Raw genomic sequence first — 21986 nt, forward strand, 5'->3', positions numbered from 1 at the left:
CATCTACTGCTTTACAAGGCACAGCTCCGGTGTAAAACGGGCATGGTGCTTGTCATTGTAGCATATACGGATCATGACTGCCAGTTTTGGTAGAAGCTTCCGCTTACCTTTCACATGCTGCTTTAGCGGCTGTTTTTCTGTCTTAATGCCATGAACATATTTACTCGTTTTCTTTCCCTGGCTATGGTACTGCTCGTGCAGTTGCCAATAGTGGCGGCTACCGCTACATATCGTCCTAGTGGCGCTTTGCCTTGGCATACCGATAAAGCGAGCTATCTGCTCACGAAGCACGAAACCCGCACGTGGTATACGTTGCCTCAATACAGCTTTTCTACTCCTACTGTTTCTTTTCTGCGCTTAGATCAGAATTTTACTCAGTCTCCAACTGTTGCGGCTCCCAGCTCAGCTGCTCGTGGTTTAGCGCCAACGCTGTCAGTGTATCCTAACCCGGCTCGTGGCCTTGTCACAGTTTCGCTAGGTCAAAAATTCACTGCCGACTACAAGCTGCGTTTGAATAATATTATTGGTCGGGAAGTGCGTACAGTGTCTTTACGCCCCGAAGCCGCCGACGGTGGAATGGCCCTCAACCTTTCCGACTTGCCCCCGGGTATGTACTTCTACAGCCTCGTGCTCGACAACAAGGTAATGAGCACTAAGCGGCTAGTTCTTCAAAACTAAGCTTCAAATTGTTCCAGCAATAAAAAAGGCAGTCCTCACGCGGGGCTGCCTTTTTTATTGCTGGCTGTCAATGGCTTGTTGCACATTTTTTACTGATTTGATGTTTTCTGAGCCGAACTGTTGGTTGAGCAACTTTAACGGGTTGGTAGAGTACGTTTGACCCGTTGGTTGATTGAAAGGAGTTGTCTACCTAGTTATTGTCTACTTTTGGTCTTTCACTGATTCTTATCTCTGACTTAAACCCCGTCGTGCTGCGACGGGCGGACCTCGCCCCGCCCCTACTCATTCCTTATGCGGAGTTACAAACACCTGAATACCCTGGTTGGCTGGCTGGTATTTGCCATTGCCACCATTACTTACATCCTCACGCTAGAGCCCACGGCCTCGTTCTGGGACTGCGGCGAGTTCATTGCCTGCTCTTACAAGCTGCTGGTCCCTCACCCTCCGGGAGCCCCCACTTTCTTGCTGCTCGGCCGCCTGTTCTCGCTGCTATCCTTCGGCGATGTCACGAAGGTTTCGGTGCTGGTGAACATGCTCTCGGCCTTAAGCTCGTCTTTCACAGTGTTGTTCCTGTTCTGGATCATCACCATGCTGGCCAAGAAACTGGTGCTGCACCGCCCCGGCATGCACGATGACCGGAACGTAGAACCAACTAGCGGCCAAACTTGGCTGATTTTGGGTGCCGGTGCCGTGGGGGCTCTGGCCTACGCCTTCTCGGATTCATTCTGGTTCAACGCAGTAGAGGCCGAGGTGTACGCCATGTCGTCGTTATGTACGGCGGCGGTGGTATGGCTGATGCTGAAATGGGAGAACCGTGCCGATGAGGCCGACTCGGATCGGTGGCTGATTTTGATTGCCTACGTTATTGGCCTCAGCATTGGGGTCCACTTGCTGAACCTGCTGGCTATTCCGACCCTAGGCTTTATTTACTATTACCGGCGCACTCAGAACCCTACCCTCACGGGCGGCATTATTACATTGGCCGTCAGCAGCGTGATTGTAGGCCTGATTCTGGCCGGCATTATTCCGGGCTTACCCACGCTGGCTGGTAACTTTGAGGTGTTCTTTGTGAACTCCATTGGCCTGCCCTTCAACTGGGGCCTCGTCATCTTCCTGGTAGTATTTGTGGGCCTAATCTGGTTTGGTTTCCGCCAATCGTTCCAGCGCCGCAGCCGTCTGCTGAACACGGCTATGCTCTCGTTTGTGTTCATCCTGATTGGCTACTCTTCTTACCTGATTGTTCCCATCCGCAGCAGCTACCACCCCACCATCAATGAAAACGATCCGGAGGATGTGCTGTCCTTCGTGAGCTACCTTAAGCGGGAGCAATACGGCGACCGTCCGTTGCTCTATGGCCCCCAGTTCAATGCCCAGCCGGTGGCCCAGAATGATGGCGCCCCCCGCTACGTGCGCAAGGGGGATAAGTACGTGGTAGCCGAATATCGCCCCGAGTTGGAGTACCAGCCCGAGGATAAGATGCTACTGCCCCGCTTGTACAGCAACGACCCGCTGCACATGCTCTACTACAAGAAGTGGGTAGATATTCAGGAAGGAGTGAAACCTACCATGGGTCAGAACCTCTCGTTCCTGACGCGCTACCAGATGGGTCATATGTTCTGGCGCTATTTCATGTGGAACTACGTCGGCCGCGAAAGCGACATTCAGCAGGCGGGCATTTTGTGGCCTGGCGCCAGCAATGCGGGCTTGCCCGAGCGTATTGCCGACAGCGAGGCGCGCAACCACTTCTTTGCGCTGCCACTGATTCTGGGTATCCTCGGCCTGTTCTATCAGGTTCGGCGCGATGGTCGTAATGCCTTCATCGTAGGCCTATTGTTCCTATTCACGGGTCTGGCCATTGTTCTCTACCTGAACCAGCCGCCAATTGAGCCTCGCGAGCGAGACTACACCTTTGCGGGGGCTACGTTTGCCTTTGCCATCTGGATCGGCCTAGGCGTACTGGGGTTGGCCGACCTGCTGAAGACGGCGCTGAAGGCCGACACCGCCCGGGCAGCTGTGGCTACGCTGCTCGGCCTGGTGATTCCTGGTATCATGGCTGCCCAAGGCTGGGATGACCACGACCGCTCCGACCGCTACAACTCCGTGGACTCGGCGAAGAACCTGCTGAACTCGTGTGCGCCGAACGCTATTCTGTTCACCAACGGCGACAACGATACCTTCCCGCTCTGGTATGCTCAGGAGGTAGAAGGTATTCGGACCGACGTGCGCGTAGCCGTATTAAGCTACCTGAACACCGACTGGTACATCGATCAGATGAAGCGCCGCGCCTACAAGTCGCAGCCGCTGCCCATCTCGATGGAGAATGCTAACTACGCCCAAGGCACCAACGACTACCTGCCTTTCGCTGAGAATCCAGCCGTGAAGGAAATCGATGTGCGTCAGTTCATGCAGCTGGTAAACCAGAACAGTGACTTGCTAAAAGTGTCTTATGGCGATGGTACAAAGTCTTTGCTCTCGTTCCCTTCGCGCAAATTCTACCTGCCCATTGACACGGCAGCGGTAGATAAGATGGGCATCATTCCGGCGGAGCGCCGCAAGCAGCTGGTGCCCCGCATGGAGTGGGAAGTCAGCAAGAGCGCCATTGAGAAGAAGAGCCTCGTCATTCTGGATATCCTGGCCACCAACAACTGGCAGCGCCCGGTCTACTTCTCCAGCACCGTGGACTCGCGCGACTTCATGGGCCTGCAGCCCTACTTCCAGCTCGAAGGCATGGCTTACCGCATTCTGCCCGCTAAAGACCCAAACTATGAGCCCCGCGGCGACGAAGGGTACGTGACCAACGACCTGATGTACGAGAAGCTGATGAAGACCTTCGCCTACCGTGGGCTGAACGACCCCAACATCTTCTACGACGAGAATAACCTGCGCTTCCCGGCCAACTACCGCGATAAATTCTCGCGCCTGGCCAACTCTCTGCTGGCCGTGGGTGACAAGACGCGGGCAAAACAGGTTATCGATAAGTGCTTTGACGTGATGCCCGATAAAGCAGTTCCGTACGACTACTATGTGCCGCAATTCATTCCGGCCCTGGTGGAAGTAGGCGAACAGCAGCGCGCCAACGAAATTATGGACACCATGACTGGCCGCGCTGAGCAGGCCCTCGCCTACTACAGCACCCACAATAGCGCCATGTTCGATCAGGAGTATCAGACTTACCTGCTGTCGCTGAACAGCGTGGGCCGCGCCGCTCAGCAAATCGGCGACCAGCCGCGCGCAGCCAAGGCCCTAGGCCTGTTGCAGCAGTACATGCGCTAGTGGCCTAGAACTTCTCCTGCAAAAGCCCGCTCTGAAGTAGAGCGGGCTTTTTTTTATCTAGAATGGCCTAGGGGTTGAGCAAAATGTCATGTGGTGCCTCTGAATAGAGTGCAGAGCGAAAGCTTAGCCCTGAAGCTCTGCCCATCTGTCTTATTGGTTACGTACTTTGGTTACGCGTCTATCTGGTTTGCCTGTGAAAACTATCCACTCCTTTTTACTTCTGGTATTGCTGAGCCTGAGTAGCCTCTCTGGCCTCTGGGCCGCTCCACGTCGTGATTTTGCCGAGCAGTACCGGCCCGACCGACAAATTCTGGTAGATAGTCGCCGCGAGGGCGACAGCCTTCGTCTATTTCTCCGCTTTCCGGGCAATAATTTTAGGCCAGGCCAAGTGATGTACGTGGCCGCGTGGGCAAGCTATGCAGCCAAGCAACCTAAGTGGCAATACCCTACTCAACTGCGGCCGGGGCATTTCCGGCAAGAACCTGGGGGTACCTGGGTAGATATTGCTTTGCCCCTCAGCCGCGTACCGCTGGGTCAGATTATTAGCGTACAGCCCAGCCTGATACCCGCTTCTGCTAGTGCCTCTATCAGCAAGCAGCAGAGTAGCAACACCCCACTCCCGCCCCCCAACTCCGACTATACCGACGGCGCCCTCTGGCTTAACATCACGCCCGCGCGGCTCACTCAATCCTATATTCTCACTGACTCCCTAGGCCACCCGTTGCTACGGCGCTACTTGCGGGCGGGCGAAACGTTTGGGGTTTCCAGCTATGGCACGGTGCAGCCGCTCCAGACCCGGCGATACCCGCTCAGTTCCCAGCCGGCGCTGCCGCCCATGTCAAATCCGGCATCGCTAGCTCAGCCCCGCACCCTCGCTCTTACTGATTCGGCCTCGTTCACCCCTGGCCAGGCAGTGCAGCTTTCAAGCGGACTGTATCTGCTGCGGGCCGGTAGCAATTCCTCATGGAGTGGCCTACTAGTAGAGGAAAACAGCTTCCCGGAGCTTACCTCTGCCGATGAGCTGATTGCCCCACTGACGTTCCTGACCACCTCGGCCGAGCGAAAAAAACTGTTTGATGCACCTGATCCTAAGAAGGCCATTGATAAATTCTGGCTTGATTTAGCTGGCGGCAACCAAGCCGTGGCTAAGCAGCTGATCCGAACATATTATGGCCGCGTAATGGAGGCGAACCGCTTATTTTCAGCCCACAAAGCTGGTTGGCTCACTGACCGTGGCCTACTATACTTAGTGATGGGGCCACCAGAATCGGTGTACCGGGAGGTAGGCCAAGAACAATGGGTATATCGGAGCAACCCAGAAAGAGCGGCGACCTATACGTTCCGCGCTAAACCAAGTACCTTTGCTCCTGAACACTATGAATTGGTGCGCCGCCCCGAGTACGAACGTCTCTGGTATGCCGCCGTCGAGCAATGGAGAAAAGGAATAACCGTCCGGACCGGCCGCTGAATGAGCGTCGCCAATTTTTTGATTCCGAAAACCGGCCCGTGACGCCGCGCCGCCCCGCGCGTGACGGGGAAGGCCGCGATGAGCGCCCCGCCCGCCGCCCCGAAGGTGGCCGCGACGACAAGCCGCGCTACCCCCACCGCCCGGCCGCCGACCGGAGCATTGACATGATTTTCGGCCTGCGCCCCATCCTGGAAGCCTTGAACGCGGGCCGCACGCTGGATAAGATCTTCCTGCTGCGTGGCACGAAGAATTCCATGACGCAGGATATTCAGGCCTTGGCCAAGGCTGCGAATATCCCTATGTCGATGGTGCCCATTGAGAAGCTCGATGGCATCACGAAGAAGAACCACCAGGGCGCAGTGGCCTACGTGTCGCCCATCGACTACATGCCTCTGGACAGCATTCTGGCTGGGCTGTATGAAGAAGGCAAAACACCGCTCCTGCTGGTGCTGGACCGTATCACCGACGTTCGGAACTTCGGCTCTATTGCCCGGAATGCGGAGTGCTTAGGTGTGCACGCCATTGTGGTGCCCAGCCACGGCGCCGCTCAAATCAACGGCGATGCCCTGAAGACCTCCGCTGGCGCCCTTAACCTGATTCCGGTGTGCCGCGAGGCCAACCTAAAAAATACGCTCACGTTCCTGCGCGAGTCGGGAGTGCAAGTGGTGGCTTGTACCGAGAAAACCGACTCCAGCCTCGAAACCGGCGCGGTTGACCTAACTGGCCCGCTGGCCGTACTCATGGGTAGCGAGGAAGACGGCATCAGCCCAGAGTATCTCCAGATAGCCGACTACAAGTTGCGTATTCCCATGGCCGGCCAGATCAGTTCCTTGAACGTGTCCGTAGCAAGCGGCATCATGCTCTACGAGGTGCTGCGTCAGCGCTTGGTGAAAGGCTAGGCCACTGGTTCTGCAAAGTCTTGCTTTTGCTGTCCGGCTTCTCACCCACTAAAAAGCCCTTACTTCTGCACAGAAGTAAGGGCTTTTACTTTGCCTACTGGCTGGAGTTTAAACCACAACTAGTTGTAGCCAACTCCCTTTTTCGATTTCACGTCCGCCACGAACTCTTTTACGCGCTGCTCTTCGGTGCGCTTACAGATGAGCAGAACGTTGTCATATTCTGCCACAATAAAGCCTTCTAGTCCCTGCACTACTACCAGTCGCTCAGAAGGTGTTTTAATAACGCACTCACGCGTGTCATAGAGCAGGGCGTTGCCGTCTACCACGTTTTCATCGGCGTCGTGGTGGCCCATGCGGTGCAAGGAATCCCAAGTACCCAGGTCGCTCCAACCAAAGTCGGCGGGCAGTACATATACGTTATCGGCCTTTTCCATCACGCCGTAGTCGATGCTGATGTTGCGGCAGCGCGTATAGGCCCGGGTAATAAAATCTTCTTCCCGATCGGTGCCTAACTCATTGTAACCTTCATCAAACACCTCGGCAATATCGCTGAGGTAGTGGTGGAAGGCGCTTATGATAGCATCAGCCCGCCATACAAACAGGCCGGAGTTCCACAGGAAGTCGCCACTAGACACGAACATCTTCGCCAACTCCAAGTTGGGCTTCTCTGTGAAGGTTTTCACCTTAAATAATCCCTTAGGGAAGTTGCTTTTGTCAACACCCTTCGCGGCTTTCACATCATCGGAGCTGACGTTCTCATCAATGAACTGGATGTAGCCGTAACCGGTATCGGGGCGTGAAGGCTGGATACCCAGCGTAATCAGCACATTGTGCATTTGCGCCGCTCCCAAGGCCGTGCGAATGGCATCCCGGAAGTTCTCCTCGTGCATCACGGCGTGGTCGGCGGGGGTCACAACAATAACAGCCTCCGGGTCGCGCTGCGCAATGCGGTAGCTAGCGTAGGCAATACACGGAGCCGTGTTACGCCCGATGGGCTCACCGAGAATTTGGTTGGGCGGAAGCTCGGGCAAATGCTGCTGTACCAGGTCGGTATAGTCGCGGTTGGTGACTACAAACACGTTCTCGGGGGAGCATATGCCTCGAAATCGGTCAACGGTGAGTTGCAGCATGGAGCGGCCCATGCCTAACACATCATGAAATTGCTTGGGATGATGAGTGCGGCTGAAGGGCCAGAAGCGGCTGCCAATGCCGCCAGCCATGACCACGAGGTAGGTGTGCTGTTCCATAGGAGAAGGGCCCGAAGTCCCTACAGTGGTGAAAATGATATACAAGAGAGTTGCCGTCAAGCAGTAAGCCCTACTGGCCTAGGCACTCCGGCACGACTAGGTGCTCAAACTAAGCAGGCAATAAACAAACAAGCATTCATAAAAGCATATTAATTATCCAGTAGGTACTACACCAACCCTTCCCGAAGCAGGTCGTGCAGATGGATAAACCCACAGAATCGACCGGCATCAGTTACTACCAGTTGGGTGATATTACGGGCCTGCATTCGGGCCAGCGCCTCTACGGCAAAGTCATCAATATCGATGGTGACGGGGGCGGGCGTAAGAATATCGAGGGCTCTAACAGTATCTAGGCGGCCTTCAAAGGTGGTAAGCATACGGCGCAGGTCGCCATCGGTTATAATTCCGACAAGCTCATCAGCGGTATTAAGAACCGCTGTTGCCCCAAGTCGCTTACCGGATATTTCCAGAATTATCTCTTTCAGAGCAGCATCGTCGGGTACCTGGGGCTGCTGGTTCTGGCGGCTGAGGTCACCAACTTTTAGGTACAATTCTTTTCCTAGCGTACCTCCGGGGTGTAGGCGGGCAAAATCCTGACGGCTGAAGGCCCGACTTTCCAGCAGGCACACGGCCAGCGCATCGCCTAGCGCCAGGGCTACAGTAGTGCTAGTTGTAGGAGCCAGATTATGCGGACAGGCCTCCCGCGTGACCGGAGCATGCAGCACGTAATCGGCTTGCACGGCCAAGTATGACTCCGCGTTGCTGACTAATGCGGCCAGCGGTACCCCTTTGCGCTTGAGCAGGGGCACCAGCACTTTTATTTCGGGAGTATCACCGCTTTTGCTGATGGCAATAACAAAATCATCTGCCTGAATCATGCCCAAGTCGCCGTGAATGGCGTCGGCGGCGTGCATAAACAGGGCGGGTGTACCAGTGGAGTTTAGCGTGGCCACAATTTTTCCGGCGATGTGGGCGCTCTTGCCAATACCAGTAACTACCACCCTACCTCGCAAAGAGAGAATAGCAGCTACGCATTGTGCAAAATCCGGGCTGTTGCCTAGGCCATCGGCCACCACTTGAATAGCCTCAGCTTCTTGCTGAAGCACTTTTTTTGCAATTAGGATGGGGTCGTTCTGCTGTTTCAATCTAAATTTGATATCAAATAGAAAGGAAGAGGCGGCTAGCCGATGCCAAATGGCTTAATCTCTCGCTGCCCTGTGCTCTCTATCTTAATTTTGTCTAGATTAGGAATGCAACTTCAAGTATGTACTCCAGTCTGCAACCCCAATCAGCGCAAGTGAGGATGTCTATGCCAGCCGCCGTGAAAAATCAAGTGAAGCAAGAGGCTGATCTGAAAGGCAAGTTAAAGGAAGTTTTCGGCTACGGTCAGTTCCGAGGCGTCCAGGAGGATATTATCCAGAATGTCATCCGTGGCAATAATACCTTCGTGATTATGCCTACCGGGGCAGGTAAGAGCTTATGCTATCAGCTTCCAGCGCTGGTGTTGCCCGGCACAGCCATTGTAATTTCTCCGCTCATTGCCCTGATGAAAAATCAGGTGGATCAGCTTAACGCCTTTGGCGTAAACGCCCAGTTTCTGAACTCGACCTTGTCGAAGTCGGAAATGAACAAGGTGAAGAAGGATGTTATTAGCGGCGAGGTGAAGCTGCTCTACGTAGCCCCCGAGTCGCTGACCAAGGATGAAACCATCGAGTTTCTCCAGAAGGCTACTATTTCCTTCGTGGCCATTGACGAAGCCCACTGTATCTCGGAGTGGGGCCACGACTTCCGGCCTGAGTACCGTAAAATTCGCAGCATTATTGATGGCCTAGGCGTGCAGGTGCCAGTAATTGCCCTCACGGCTACGGCTACGCCTAAAGTGCAGCAGGATATTCAGAAGAACCTGCAGATGGACGATGCGTCGGTGTTCAAGACCTCGTTCAACCGCACGAACCTCTACTACGAGGTTCGGCCCAAGCATAACACCAAGAAACAGCTGATTCAGTACGTGAAGCAGCGCAAGGGTATGGCGGGCATTGTGTATTGCCTGAGCCGTAAGAAGGTGGAGGAAATTGCAGAGCTATTGCGCGTGAATGACGTGCGTGCCCTTCCCTACCACGCTGGCCTCGACCCGCACGTGCGTATGGCTAACCAGGATGCCTTCCTAAACGAGGACTGCGACGTGATTGTGGCTACCATTGCTTTCGGTATGGGCATCGACAAGCCCGACGTGCGCTTCGTAATTCACTTCGACACGCCTAAGAGCATTGAAGGTTACTACCAGGAAACTGGCCGCGGGGGCCGTGATGGCCTAGAGGGCGACTGCCTCATGTTCTACAGCTACGACGACATCGTGAAGCTGGAGAAGTTCAACAAGGATAAACCCGTAACCGAGCGCGACAACTCCAAGCTGCTGCTGCAGGAAATGGCCAACTACGCCGACTCGGCAGTGTGCCGCCGCAAGCAGCTGCTGCACTACTTTGGCGAAAGCTACCCCACCGACTGTGGTTTCTGCGACAACTGCAAACACCCCAAAGCCCGCTTCGAAGCCAAGAACGAGGTGGTAATGGCGCTGAAAGCCGTGGTGCAAACGGAAGAGCGCTTCGGCCTCGACCACATTGGAACGGTATTGATGGGGATGAATAATCCCCATGTGGAGAGCTATGGCCACGACCAGCTGCCCGTATATGGCCAGGGCAAGGACCACGATGCCCAGTTCTGGCATTCTCTGTTGCGCCAGGTGCTATTGGCTGGATATCTGGAAAAGGATATCGAAAATTTTGGCGTAATTAAGATTTCGCAGAAGGGTATCGACTTTATTGAGAACCCACATTCGATCAAGCTCACTCAGGACCACAACTACGAGGAAGAGGTGAAAGAAGAACAGGAACAAGAGGAAGTCCAGCAGGCAGCGGGTCACGACGAGACGCTGTTCGATATGCTGAAGGCGCTGCGCAAGAAGATTGCGCAGCAGAAGAATCTGCCCCCCTACGTCCTCTTCCAGGATCCGTCCTTGAAGGAGATGGCCACCACCTTCCCCGTGAAGATGGAGGACCTCGCGCACGTAGGTGGCGTAGGCCAGGGCAAAGCCCAGAAGTTTGGGGCTCCTTTCTTGGCGCTCATTCAGAAATACGTGGATGAGAATGACATCATAACGGCCGCCGATGTGGTAGTGAAATCGGCCGTTAATAAGTCCAAGATCAAGATCTACATCATTCAGCAGATCGATAAGAAGATGGACCTGGAGGAAATTGCTTCTTCCAAGGGCATTGATATGCGAGAGCTGATGGAGGAGATTGAGCACATCTGCTACTCAGGCACCAAGCTCAACCTCGATTATTATATCGACGGGGTACTAGACCAAGATAGGCAGGACGAAATCACGGACTACTTCCTGCAGGCCAGCACCGATAATATTGCGGTGGCCCTGAAGGAACTGGGTTCTGATGAGTACACGGAGGAAGATCTGCGCCTGATGCGCATCAAATTCCTGAGCGAGTACGCCAACTAACTCTGCCCCATGTAATTTCAAAAAGCCTCGCCCACGCGGGGCTTTTTGCGTTCTAGGCCACTTCACCCAGCCCTGAAGTTTTGGGAGGTGCCTCAACCTACAGCCCACCTATAAGCTTGACAGGCCTAGAAGTACTGGCAGGCCAAATTGCGTAGTTTCGGCCCGGGGTTGTTCATGCGTTTTCTAGGTACTCGTTGATGTCACAGGTTATTCTCGGTATTAATTGCAGCGGATTTCATTCCTCAGCCTGCTTGCTCGGGCCAGATGGACAAGTGCAGTTTGCCATTACGGAGGAGCGTCTCACGCGAGTAAAACAGGATAAATCGTTTCCGCGCCAAGCCATACAGTACTGTTGCGCGGCAGCCGGCATCAAGCTGCAAGACATTACGGACGTGTTTATTGGCTGGAATCCAGCCCCCTACTTGCTACAGCCCCGCCAAACATTGGCCGATGCGTTTCAGGACCGGGGCAAGCTAGCCCAGCTTACTCTTAATGAGCTGGCTGCATTGCAGGGTGGTGTCAGTAGCATTGGGCAAACGCTTACCGGAGCGACGGGTGCCCACATGCGGCTGCACTACGTTGACCACCACCGCGCCCACCTAGCCAATGCCTGGCTCTCCTCGGGCTTTACTGAGGCAGATTTCTTTGTGGCCGATGGGTTTGGAGAAACCTCAACTGGCCTACTGGGCACGGTCACGGCTGACGGAATTGAGGAGCTGGCTGCCAACCGTACTCCTCACTCGCTAGGCCTGTTTTATGCTGCTTTCACAGAATTTTTGGGTTTCCGGCCTAATAGTGATGAGTGGAAGATTATGGCGCTGGCGGCACGCGGCAACTCCCAGACTTATTACGACCAGCTCCGCCCCCTAATTCAGGTCCAGGGCCTGCAGTATGAGCTAGACCTGCGCTACTTTGAATTTTATCTGTTTTTTACCCCACATTACTACTCTCCTAAATTAATAGAACTGCTAGGCCCGCCCCTGCCGCCCGGCACTGAGCCCACGCAACGGGAGTTTGATATTGTGGCCGCTGTTCAGCGCATTACCGAGGAGGTTGTGTTTGAGTTGTTGCACAACCTGCACGCACGCACCGGCCAACGCCGCTTAGTGTTGGGCGGTGGCGTGCTGATGAACTCAGTGTTGAATGGCAAGCTGACCAAGAACACGCCATATCAGGAGGTGTTCATCGGCGCCACTCCCGACGATACGGGCATTAGTGTTGGCAGCGCCCTTTATGGCCGACAGTACGTGCTAGGCCACTCGGCATCAGCCGCTCAAGCCTGCGTTCATAACTTTTATGGGCGGGAATACTCTCTCCAAGAGATAGAGAGTGAGCTAGTGCGGCGTAAAGTGGCCTACGAGCAACCTGCTGTAATACCTGAGACTACCGCGGCACTTTTACATGAAGGGCTGGTGGTGGGCTGGTTTCAGGGCGCCTCTGAGCTAGGCCAACGGGCGCTAGGCCACCGCAGCATCCTGGCCAACCCAACGTTACCCGATATGAAAACTCGGGTAAATGCCAGCATCAAGTACCGAGAAGGGTTTCGTCCTTTCGCTCCGGCCGTGCCCGTGGAGCGCCAGCAAGAGTTCTTTGACTTACCTCCGGGCGAAACAGCTTATTTCATGGAGAAGGTATTTCCGCTATTGCCAGCCGCTCAACGCCTGCTACCCGCCGTAACGCACGACGATGGTACGGGCCGCCTGCAGAGCGTAAGGGCGGAGGAAAATGAAGCGTTTCATCAGCTTCTGCTGGCTTTTGAGAAGCTTAGTGGAGTACCGGTGCTACTAAACACTTCCTTTAACCTGAATGGCATGCCCATGGTAGAGTCCCCGACCGATGCGCTAGACTGCTACTTCCGCTCCGGCTTAGATGCGCTGGTGTTAGGCCCCTTCCTGCTGAAGAAATAGGCTAAGCTACAGGCCTAGAAACTCAGAAGCCGCGTGCAACACTAGGTTGCACGCGGCTTCTGAGTTTCTAGGCCTGTCCTTTAATGCTGAGTGCAAATAAGGAGTTGGCCGTGTGATTTAGCAGTACTCTTCGAAAGCGCCCTGCAGGTTGTTAGCAATGCGCATCAGGTCGTTGCCTTCAATGTGGTAGCGCTCAATCATGTGCACTAACTCACCGTCTTTGAAGAGCGCGATGCAAGGGCTGCTGGGCGGATAAGGCAACAGGTGCTCACGCACCTTAGCTACTGCTTCCGTTTCCATGCCGGCAAATACTGTTACTAGCTTGCTAGGCTTCTTGTCGGAGCTAGAAACAGCTAGTTTCAGGGCGGGGCGAGCCTTACCGGCGGCGCAGCCACACACTGAGTTTACAGCTACCAATACGGTGCCGCTCTGCTCGTTGAGCACAGCATCCACTTCTTCGGGGGTCATCAATTGCTCGAAACCGGCCTCAACGAGGTCCTGACGAATCGGGGCTACCATGTATTCTGGGTACGTGGCCATAGGAGAAAGCTAGGCTTTTAATGAAAACGAGGGCTTGACATTCAGCCCGTCGGAAGTGCAAAAATACGCAAACTCTTCCGGCAGACCATCAATCAGCCCATCAACCCCCAGAACCGGCCGGAAGTTTGCGGCTACTCTATTTTTTAAAGCAAAACGCGCTTCCGTTTGTAGTAGATGGGATACTTAAGCTCAGCACGGGCTACTTGCGTATACACTTACTGCTTTCTAGTCTCAACTTGACCTGCTATGACTTACAAAGAATTTATCGATTCTCAGACGCAGACCGAAGCCCCCTCAGGCCTTTCCCCGCTGCTAGAAGCTTTATGGTACGCCGGCCGCGATGAATGGCACCGAGCCCACGATATCGCTCAGGACAATGAGCACGACCCACTCCACAACTGGCTACATGCCTTTCTCCACCGCCAAGAAGGTGATTTAGGTAACGCCGCTTATTGGTACCGGCGGGCTAACCGACCAGTGTACTCTGGCGGCCTGCGGAAAGAATGGCAGGAAATGGTTCGAACTCAACTACCACAGTAACCAAGCCGGCTGCCAGCAGCACACCCTTTGTTCGGCATATTAATTATATACATAGTACAATTAAATAATAATTTAAACTGTATTCGACTGAGCTTGACTCAATTAAAATTATATTTAACCCGCGTCAATGAAACTGGCGGGATGATATGCTGAAAAATATACTAGCCGTTACAGCTTTGGTATGTGTTGCCAGCGCCGCGCACGCGCAGGTGGATACGGTCAGGGCCACTACGCTGCCACCGGCCCAGTTGGCCGAAAAGCTTTACAATAGCGGGGTGGCCAAGTACAACCAGAAAAGTTACCGGGCTGCTATCCTGGATTTTGACAAAGCTCTGGCTGCTAAGCCTGACTTTGCTAAGGCCTACTACAACCGGGCCACTACTCGCTACGAGCTGAAGGAATACCAGCCAGCCGTTCAGGACTACGACCAGGCTATTAAGCTCGACCCCAACACGTTTGGGCCGTACTTCGGGCGCGGGCAGGCGCGGGAAGCCCTAGGCCAGTCGGCGGAAGCCGAGCAGGATTACAGTAAGGCCACCGAGCTGAAAGCAGACTATGCTCCTTCCTGGTATTACCGTGGGGCTCTTCGGTTCGAAAAAGGTAATTATCAGGAAGCTAAAGCTGATTTTGATCAGGCTATCAAGGCCGACCCAGCGTATGCCTACGCCTGGCACGACCGCGGCAGCGCCCAGCGCCAGCTCAACAACTTGCCCGCGGCCATTCAAGACTACAGTAAAGCACTGAGCCTGCAGCCCGAGTTGTTACCGGCTTTGCTGAATCGCGCAGCCACTAAGCGCCGCGCCGGCGACCTAAAGGGTGCCATGCAGGACTACAATGACTACTTGAGCAAGAAGCAGGATAATGCCTTGGCCTACACCAACCGCGGCGCAACCCGTTTTGAGCAAGGCGACTTTAAGGGAGCGGTTGATGATTTTTCAAAGGCCATTGCGTTACGAGCCGACTATGCCTACGCCTGGAACAACCGGGCTGCCGCCTACCTTAAGCTCGAAGACTACGCCAAAGCAGAAGCCGATGCTTCAAAAGCTATTGGCTTGAACGCCCAGTACGCGGAGGCTTACCTTACCAGGGGCCACGCCCGCGAAATGCTGCGTCATCCTGACCAAGCCTGCCAAGACTGGCGCAAGGCTGCTGAACTAGGCCTAGAAGTGGGTAACACCTACGCTTCCAACTCTGGCTGTGGCGCCCAGTAAAGGCTGCTACTTATTGCCGAGTTAACGAAAGCGCGGCTCCGCTCCCGCTACACGAACCGCGTCTAGCACGGGAACTGCCGTTAGCATCAACTCCTGATTACCAACTTCATGTATAGATACCTACTCGCCTTCCTGCTGCTCACGACTGCTGCCCAGGCACAGAACGTAGAGTTCAGCAAAGACCGATTTGGCAATGATAAGGATGGCCTTAAGGCAGCCCTGAAAGAAATAAAGGCCGGCGATGAGTGGTACGAAATGGACCCTCCGCGCTACGAGCAGGCACTGTCGCATTACCTAGCCGCTCAGAAGTTCAACCCCAATAATGCCCAGCTTAATCTGCGCATCGGCGACAGTTATCTGCACTCCGGCTTTAAGCCTCGCGCTCTGGCTTACTTGCAGAAGGCCTACCAGCTTAACCCCGACGTAGACCCGCGCATTCATTACCTGTTGGGCCGGGGCCTGCACCTAAATGCGAAATGGCAAGAAGCTATTGCCGAGTACAAGCGTGCTACGCCAGCGAGCGGCTCTAAGAACACAGCGGCCTTTACTCAGGATATTCAGAAGAAAATTAAAGAGTGCGAATACGGCCAGAAATTAGCCGCCAAACCGACTCGCGTATTCATTGATAATGCCGGACCTGGCGTAAACTCCCCCTACCCCGATTATGGCCCTGTGATTACGGCCGATGAATCGGTAATTCTCTTTACCTCTCGGCGCGATAACTCCACCGGTGGCCAGCACGACCCAGAAACTGGGGGCTTCTTCGAAGATATTTATCAAAGCTCCCGTACTGGCCAAGGCGAGTGGTCGGCGGCGCGCAACTTGGGTGAGCCGGTTAATACCGACGGGCATGATGCCACCGTAGGCCTTGCTCCCGACGGTCAGCGCATGCTCATGTACATGGAGGATAATGGCGGCGACCTACACGAGTCGGACCTGCGAGGCACGCAATGGCGCAAGCCTCAGAAGCTGGGGTCCCGCATCAATAGTCGCTCCCACGAATCGTCGGCGGCCTACACGCCGGATGGGCGCAGTCTGTTCTTCGTGACTGACAAGGAAGGTGGCCTAGGGGCCCGCGACATTTACAAGATTGAGATTGACGGACGTGGCCCGGCCATCAACCTCGGCCCTACTATTAATACCCAATACGGCGAAGAAGGCGTGTTCCTGCACCCCGATGGCAAGACGATGTACTTCTCCTCGGAGGGGCACAACTCCATGGGCGGCTACGACATCTTTAAATCGGTGTTTGAAAATGGTAAATGGAGCGCACCCGAAAACCTGGGCTGGCCCATCAACACTCCCGATGACGACGTATTCTTTGTGATATCCGCCTCAGGGCGCCACGGCTACTACTCGTCTTTCCGGGATGATGGCCTAGGCTCCAAAGATATTTACCAAATCACGTTCCTGGGCCCCGAGAAGCAACCATTGCTCAGCCAGGAAGACCAACTGCTGGCCTCACGCGTGCAGCCCGTAAAGGAAACCCTATTGGCACCTCCGGTAGCTATTGCGTCGGCGCAGGTGACTATTCTCAAGGGTACCGTTACCGACGACAAGACCAAGGAGCCCTTGGAAGCCACCATTGATGTAATCGACAACTCTCGCAACCAAATTATTGCCTCGTTCCGGGCCAACGCACAGTCGGGCCGTTACCTGGTGTCGTTGCCTTCAGGCATCAACTATGGCATTGTAGTACGTCAAGAGGGATACTTGTTCCACTCTGAAAACTTTGACTTGCCCGCTGGCGCCGCTTACTCAGAAGTGGTGAAGGATATTGCGCTGAAGAAGCTCGATATCGGAGTGAAAGTAGTGTTGAACAACATCTTCTTTGACTTCGACAAAGCCACCCTCCGCACGGAAAGCACGAGCGAACTAGAGCGTCTGCAGAAACTCCTTACCGAGACTCCGGCGCTACGTCTGGAAATTTCAGGCCATACTGATAACGTGGGGAATGCCGCTTATAACAAAGACTTAAGTCAGCGCCGGGCAAAATCAGTAGTTGATTATCTGGTACAGAAGGGTATTAGCAAAGATCGTCTGACGTTTGCCGGCTATGGTGATACCCAGCCCGTAGCACCAAATACCACCAAAGGCGGCCGTCAGTTGAATCGCCGTACTGAGTTTAAAGTAACTGGTAAATAGGCGCCTATACAGGCCTAGCTGTGCACTCATCAGCAGCTAGGCCTGTTAGGGGCCATGCATTAAAACTCCCTCCACTATGGTGCTGCCTGTTAAAGGGCAGCACCATAGTGGAGGGAGTTTTTAGTATAAGCAAAGTAAACCTTCGCCGTTGGCTCTAGCCCACGTAGCTACGGCTAGCATGCTCAGCAGCAGTTTGCTCTGCCTCCAGCTTGCGCAGAATATCGAGAGTAAAGAGCCACAAGTTTTCATAAGGAATAATCTCAATCTCGCCGTAGGCCTCACCGGGCTGCGGAGCCACTTTGAGTCGCTCTAGTAATGGCTGTGCCTTCTGCTCGCAAGCCTGCGACACAAAGTTTTCCTTAACCGTCAACAAGAGCATTCTAAAGAACAGTTGACTGCGCAGCGTGGCAGGGTTACGCAAATGTCGTTGCTCGTACTTGCGCAAGCCCTCCAGGCGGGCTAGCAGCCCTTCAATATCACGACGGCGTAGAAAGTATAAGAACTGTAGAATTAGAATGGCTACGTTGTAGCCCTGCTTGTCTCGACTATAATCGGGAACGGTTTGCACCAGTTGCGCAAAGTGCCGCATTTTCAGCGGCGACTGTTCTGGTTGGATCAGCTGAATGTAAGCCTCATACAGCTCCCACCGTTGCTGTGCGGCGGGGCGTTGCTTGCGGTAATAAGGGTTCCGGCGTGCCTGCTGCAGCAAGTCGTAGGCCTGTCCGTACTGCGCCGCATGCATAGCTAGCAGCAGATAAATCTCTAAGTAATAAAACCAGTTGCCCGAAGAGTAATGGAAATCCTTGAAGTATTCTTCGGCCAACTGCAGGCCCTTTTCGGCTCTTCTACATTGCAAGTGCGCATACACACTCATGTAGTTGTTAAAGCGCTTATCAAAACGCTTCTCATTGATCTTTCCCTGCTTGAGTGCCTTGTCCGTCGCCGTAGTCAGCCGGATAATCTCTTCGTAGTTACCCGTCAACTCTTCCCTCGACATTTTAGTCACGTACAGGAAGTAGAAAGTATTATAGCTCTTAGCCTTCTTATGTAAGGCTTCTAGGCGTTCTAAGTAATCCGGAAGTTGCTTCAGGATAAATTGGCGCCACCGCACTTTATGCTGAGAGAATACTTTTATCTCATAATAGAGCTGCTCCGCTTCATCTTCTAGCTCCAATAGCTTTTGCAACTCGTTGAGTTGCTTGTTCATGACTTTGAACCGCGCGGGGTTACGCATCTCTGCATATAATATGCGCAGCATTCTTGCGCACATCACGGCATATTGGGTCAGCTCTGCCTCCGTAGCCAATGTGAGAGCTTTCCGGTAAAGCCTTTCAGCGAGCTTATATTCTGCTTCACCACTTAAAATTTTAGCTTGGTGCAGCAAGCCTAGGCAATGCTGCTCATGCCGGCGTGACACCACGTGGCGCGCATCAGTATGATCCAGAAAATACAAGTGGTTTAGTAGCTTCTGCTGTACCCGAGACTTAAGCTTACGAAAAGTTGTTTGGCTCTTCGCCTCAGTACTTCCATATAAGGTTTTAACTATCTTGTTCTGCGTAATGGTAGGGTCGCTTTCCAGTAGCCGCACCAACTGTAAGTCCTTGCTAGCTCCATTTCGATCAGAAAAATCTAGAAATGGTAACACCGCTAGTCGCCTATCTGTCACAATTTTTACTAGCGTAGTCAATTCATCCATTACGAAAAGCTCATTTAGAGTGTATCAGCGGCTATAATACTAATATAAGTTGATGAATTTGCTATGTCACAAAAACAGCATAAACATCCTTTCCATAGGCTAATCTCCTGCTCACCTTTGTATCAGATAAATTTTATCCATTTGAGTCGTTTTATGTCACAATAATGCCATAAAACGACCTATTAATTATACTTCAAGTACTACTCAACATTAGGTATAAGCTCTTAAAAAGGCTATTCACTACGTACCCGCAGCGCAGAACGGCATAAAATTTCACGTCACGTTTACCCAGTTTCTTTCCTTTACGCCGGCTGGTTTGGTCCCCACATTTGTGTCAGTCAACCACTTGAACCACAAATATTTCCCATACCATGTTAAACTTCATCGCCGTTGCTCTGCTCCAGTTCTCTAGCCTGACTTCTTCAGTTGCAACTACCCAGCCACATAGTGAACTAGCCTCTCCCAAGCAAAACGCAGTGACCATTGATCACGGCACCAGCGGTTGGGGCGACGGCTACCTCGCCGCTGCTGAGCATGGGACCAGCGGTTGGGGTGATGGCTATTTAGCCGCTGTGGAGCACGGTACCAGTGGCTGGGGTGATGAATACTTGGCTGCCGCCGACCACGGCACGAGCGGCTGGGGCGACGGCTATCTGACGGTAGCATTTCATGGCAAAAGTGGCTGGGGTGAAAGCGATGTAGCTGCCGCCGACCATGGCACGAGCGGCTGGGGCGACGGTTACCTCGCTACCGCTGATCACGGCACCAGCGGTTGGGGCGACGGCTACCTCGCCGCTGCTGAGCATGGGACCAGCGGTTGGGGTGATGGCTATTTAGCCGCTGTGGAGCACGGTACCAGTGGCTGGGGTGATGGATACTTGGCTGCCGCCGACCACGGCACGAGCGGCTGGGGCGACGGTTACTTGGCAGTAGCGGATCATGGTACCAGCGGCTGGGGCGACGGTTACATTACTGCATAACCTCCAGATAGAACTGTAGAGCTTTGTTCATATATAAGCAGTCTCCTGCTAAAACATGGTAACTTGCCCGGCAGCAGTGCTTGCACAGTTGTCCGTTCATGAAGAGAATTCTAGCTGGTTTGTTTTTGCTGTTGTGGAGTAGTCTGGTAGGCTGCTCCACAACCGTTTCATCTGCTCCCGACGCAGTACGCATTCGCTGGGCTCGTGACCCCGAGAATCTTGACCCATTGATTGTGAAGACGTCCGGAGCACTTGAAGTTATCAGCTTACTTCATTGCAGCCTTTTGCAACCCAGCGAAGCTAAGGGCGAATACGTTCCATGGCTAGCGCAGGATTTCCCCCAGGTCACCCGCATCGGTGATTCACTCATGCAGGTTACCTATCAAGTTCGTCCGGAAGCAACCTGGGATAATGGCAAGCCCATTCTAGCTAGTGACGTGGTTTTCACTCTTAAGGTAATGCACTGCGCCGGGCTACCTACGGAGCTTGACCAGGCGCGTTTCGGCTTTGTGCGCGACATATTACCCGACGCCAACGACCCCCGGCGTTTCTCACTGCTGTGCCGGGGACAATCAATTGATTTTGTCCGGAGCTCCGGTGACTTCAGCATTTTGCCTGAGTACGCACTGGACCCCGAGGCTACTTTGCGAGCTATACCAGTGGCTGCTATGGGCAAACCCTTGCCCGTAGTGCAAGCCTTTGCTCAGCGCTACTTAGCGGGTGACTTTGCTCGTCATCCGGAGCGGGTTCCGGGGAGTGGCCCTTATCAGTTGGAGAACTGGCAACCTGGTCGGCAACTTACCCTTACTCGCAAGCCTACGTGGTGGGCTGATCGGATTTCCTCACCTCCTCCGCAGCTTTGGGCCTATCCTCACCGCATCAATTACCAGATAATTCCAGAGGCGGCCACGGCAGTGCTGGCCCTGCGCCGGGGCGATATTGACTTATACCCTTTGATTCCGGCCACTGAATTTGCGCGCTTGCAACAATCCCCTTCAGATCGTGAGCGTCTGCAGTTTCTCACTGCCGATTCTTATGAGTGCCTAACGGCGAACTTCAACATGCGTAACTCGCTTCTGCAAGACCAACTGACCCGGCAGGCCCTGTCTTATTTGTTCAACGTTCCGGCGCTCATCAAAGCTTCGCAACTAGGCCATGCTTACCCCAGCGTGGGGCTGATTAGTCCGAGTGTAAAGCAATACTATAATGACAGCCTGCCCCTACCGACCCACAGCCCTGATCAAGCTGTGCGACTGCTGCAGCAAGCGGGCTGGCAGCGGCAGCCAGATCGTAGTTGGGTAAAACCTTCCGCATCGGGTACCAAGCAGCCTCTTCGCCTTAGCATTAGTTACCGGGCCGGAGAACCATCCTTCGAAACTACGGCGCTGCAATTTCAAGCAGCTGCAGCTACCATAGGCATTCCCATAGACCTGCGGCCTACGGAAGCTTCGCTCCTGAGCCAGCAGGTGCTTCAGGGGAAAGTTCAGATTCTCTTGCGCAACATGCATGGCCAGCCGTTCGCTTATGATTTCACGCCCATTCTACACTCTCAAAGCACTGACTTGTATAATGCATCTGGGTTTGGCACTCCCTCCAGCGACCGTCTCATTGAGGATATAGCACAAGAAAATAGTCCACAAAGAAAGGCCCAGCTACTGCGCAAGTTTCAGCGGCTGATTTACGAAGAACGGCCACTTACCGTGCTCTATTTCCTGCAATACCGGATAGCCGCAGCAAGGCGTCTTGGGAAAGTGCCTGTATCGGGCCTGATGCCTGGCTATGTAGTTACTAGCATTCGCCTTGATTCTGTGGCCAACTAACTATGAAGTTGAGCCGATATCTGCTGCTTCGGCTTGGCAGAACTTCGTTAGCTGCCTGGGCTATTATATCC

Annotated in this window: 15 protein-coding genes; 11 read left to right on the forward strand and 4 right to left on the reverse strand. The window is 53.9% G+C overall.

What is annotated here, in order from left to right:
- Positions 1-150 precede the first annotated feature (150 nt).
- From EU557_RS06405 to rlmB, 4 genes are all read left to right on the forward strand, one after another.
- Positions 151-678 (forward strand): T9SS type A sorting domain-containing protein, encoded by a 528-nt coding sequence (locus tag EU557_RS06405; protein ID WP_135529607.1) that lies wholly within the window; start codon positions 151-153, stop codon positions 676-678.
- A gap of 291 nt (positions 679-969) precedes the next feature.
- Positions 970-3951: a glycosyltransferase family 117 protein gene (locus tag EU557_RS06410; protein ID WP_135529608.1), complete on the forward strand. Its 2982-nt coding sequence runs from the start codon at positions 970-972 to the stop codon at positions 3949-3951.
- Between the two features lie 193 nt (positions 3952-4144).
- Positions 4145-5419, forward strand: coding sequence for a GWxTD domain-containing protein (locus EU557_RS06415; protein WP_135529609.1), 1275 nt, complete (start codon positions 4145-4147; stop codon positions 5417-5419).
- Positions 5383-6318 carry a 23S rRNA (guanosine(2251)-2'-O)-methyltransferase RlmB gene (gene rlmB / locus EU557_RS06420; protein ID WP_342588223.1) on the forward strand — a complete coding sequence of 312 codons (936 nt, stop codon included), beginning with the start codon at positions 5383-5385 and terminating at the stop codon, positions 6316-6318. Before EU557_RS06415 ends, rlmB begins: the two co-directional genes overlap by 37 nt.
- 119 nt (positions 6319-6437) lie before the next feature.
- On the opposite strand, the gene EU557_RS06425 is transcribed toward rlmB, so the two are convergent.
- Entirely contained in the window at positions 6438-7565 is a 1128-nt protein-coding gene (locus EU557_RS06425; protein ID WP_135529610.1) for a mannose-1-phosphate guanylyltransferase, read from the reverse strand.
- Positions 7566-7732: 167 nt separating this feature from the next.
- Positions 7733-8671, reverse strand: coding sequence for a KpsF/GutQ family sugar-phosphate isomerase (locus EU557_RS06430; RefSeq protein WP_135530290.1), 939 nt, complete (start codon positions 8669-8671; stop codon positions 7733-7735).
- A gap of 215 nt (positions 8672-8886) precedes the next feature.
- On the opposite strand from EU557_RS06430, the gene recQ reads away from it, so the two are divergent.
- Positions 8887-11076 (forward strand): DNA helicase RecQ, encoded by a 2190-nt coding sequence (gene recQ / locus EU557_RS06435; RefSeq protein WP_245326187.1) that lies wholly within the window; start codon positions 8887-8889, stop codon positions 11074-11076.
- Positions 11077-11273: 197 nt separating this feature from the next.
- Positions 11274-12983: a carbamoyltransferase family protein gene (locus EU557_RS06440; RefSeq protein ID WP_135529611.1), complete on the forward strand. Its 1710-nt coding sequence runs from the start codon at positions 11274-11276 to the stop codon at positions 12981-12983.
- Positions 12984-13100: 117 nt separating this feature from the next.
- Here EU557_RS06440 and EU557_RS06445 read toward each other — a convergent pair whose 3' ends face one another.
- The gene (locus EU557_RS06445) at positions 13101-13523 is read right to left on the reverse strand and encodes a BrxA/BrxB family bacilliredoxin (RefSeq protein ID WP_135529612.1); all 423 of its coding nucleotides are present in this window, start codon (positions 13521-13523) and stop codon (positions 13101-13103) included.
- A 246-nt stretch (positions 13524-13769) separates the two neighbouring features.
- Here EU557_RS06445 and EU557_RS06450 point away from each other — a divergent pair, with 246 nt between their 5' ends.
- The 3 genes from EU557_RS06450 (at position 13770) to EU557_RS06460 (ending at position 17419) form a co-directional block, all read left to right on the forward strand.
- Complete coding sequence (locus EU557_RS06450; RefSeq protein WP_135529613.1) at positions 13770-14063, forward strand: hypothetical protein; 294 nt, start codon at positions 13770-13772, stop codon at positions 14061-14063.
- 146 nt (positions 14064-14209) lie between these two features.
- Positions 14210-15274 (forward strand): tetratricopeptide repeat protein, encoded by a 1065-nt coding sequence (locus EU557_RS06455; RefSeq protein WP_135529614.1) that lies wholly within the window; start codon positions 14210-14212, stop codon positions 15272-15274.
- Between the two features lie 108 nt (positions 15275-15382).
- Positions 15383-17419, forward strand: coding sequence for an OmpA family protein (locus tag EU557_RS06460; RefSeq protein ID WP_135529615.1), 2037 nt, complete (start codon positions 15383-15385; stop codon positions 17417-17419).
- 154 nt (positions 17420-17573) lie between these two features.
- Here the strand turns inward: EU557_RS06460 and EU557_RS06465 are convergent, their stop codons facing one another.
- A complete protein-coding gene (locus tag EU557_RS06465; protein ID WP_135529616.1) occupies positions 17574-18626 on the reverse strand; it encodes a phospholipase D-like domain-containing protein in 1053 nt (350 codons plus the stop codon).
- 860 nt (positions 18627-19486) lie between these two features.
- On the opposite strand from EU557_RS06465, the gene EU557_RS06470 reads away from it, so the two are divergent.
- Both EU557_RS06470 and EU557_RS06475 read left to right on the forward strand, forming a co-directional pair.
- Positions 19487-20095 carry a hypothetical protein gene (locus tag EU557_RS06470; RefSeq protein WP_135529617.1) on the forward strand — a complete coding sequence of 203 codons (609 nt, stop codon included), beginning with the start codon at positions 19487-19489 and terminating at the stop codon, positions 20093-20095.
- A gap of 98 nt (positions 20096-20193) precedes the next feature.
- On the forward strand, positions 20194-21915 hold the full coding sequence (locus EU557_RS06475; RefSeq protein WP_135529618.1) for an ABC transporter substrate-binding protein: 1722 nt from the start codon (positions 20194-20196) through the stop codon (positions 21913-21915).
- Positions 21916-21986: the final 71 nt, after the last annotated feature.

Source organism: Hymenobacter wooponensis, assembly GCF_004745865.1.
In the GTDB taxonomy this organism is placed as follows: Bacteria; Bacteroidota; Bacteroidia; order Cytophagales; family Hymenobacteraceae; genus Hymenobacter; species Hymenobacter wooponensis.

What these genes read in the sequence shown, in the direction of transcription:
- EU557_RS06405 (WP_135529607.1), top strand. Translation starts at nt 151, where the DNA reads ATGAACATATTTACTCGTTTTCTTTCCCTGGCTATGGTACTGCTCGTG.
- EU557_RS06410 (WP_135529608.1), top strand. Translation starts at nt 970, where the DNA reads ATGCGGAGTTACAAACACCTGAATACCCTGGTTGGCTGGCTGGTATTT.
- rlmB (WP_342588223.1), top strand. Translation starts at nt 5,383, where the DNA reads ATGGAGAAAAGGAATAACCGTCCGGACCGGCCGCTGAATGAGCGTCGC.
- EU557_RS06425 (WP_135529610.1), bottom strand. Translation starts at nt 7,565, where the DNA reads ATGGAACAGCACACCTACCTCGTGGTCATGGCTGGCGGCATTGGCAGC.
- EU557_RS06440 (WP_135529611.1), top strand. Translation starts at nt 11,274, where the DNA reads ATGTCACAGGTTATTCTCGGTATTAATTGCAGCGGATTTCATTCCTCA.
- EU557_RS06445 (WP_135529612.1), bottom strand. Translation starts at nt 13,523, where the DNA reads ATGGCCACGTACCCAGAATACATGGTAGCCCCGATTCGTCAGGACCTC.
- EU557_RS06450 (WP_135529613.1), top strand. Translation starts at nt 13,770, where the DNA reads ATGACTTACAAAGAATTTATCGATTCTCAGACGCAGACCGAAGCCCCC.
- EU557_RS06455 (WP_135529614.1), top strand. Translation starts at nt 14,210, where the DNA reads ATGCTGAAAAATATACTAGCCGTTACAGCTTTGGTATGTGTTGCCAGC.
- EU557_RS06460 (WP_135529615.1), top strand. Translation starts at nt 15,383, where the DNA reads ATGTATAGATACCTACTCGCCTTCCTGCTGCTCACGACTGCTGCCCAG.
- EU557_RS06465 (WP_135529616.1), bottom strand. Translation starts at nt 18,626, where the DNA reads ATGAACAAGCAACTCAACGAGTTGCAAAAGCTATTGGAGCTAGAAGAT.
- EU557_RS06470 (WP_135529617.1), top strand. Translation starts at nt 19,487, where the DNA reads ATGTTAAACTTCATCGCCGTTGCTCTGCTCCAGTTCTCTAGCCTGACT.
- EU557_RS06475 (WP_135529618.1), top strand. Translation starts at nt 20,194, where the DNA reads ATGAAGAGAATTCTAGCTGGTTTGTTTTTGCTGTTGTGGAGTAGTCTG.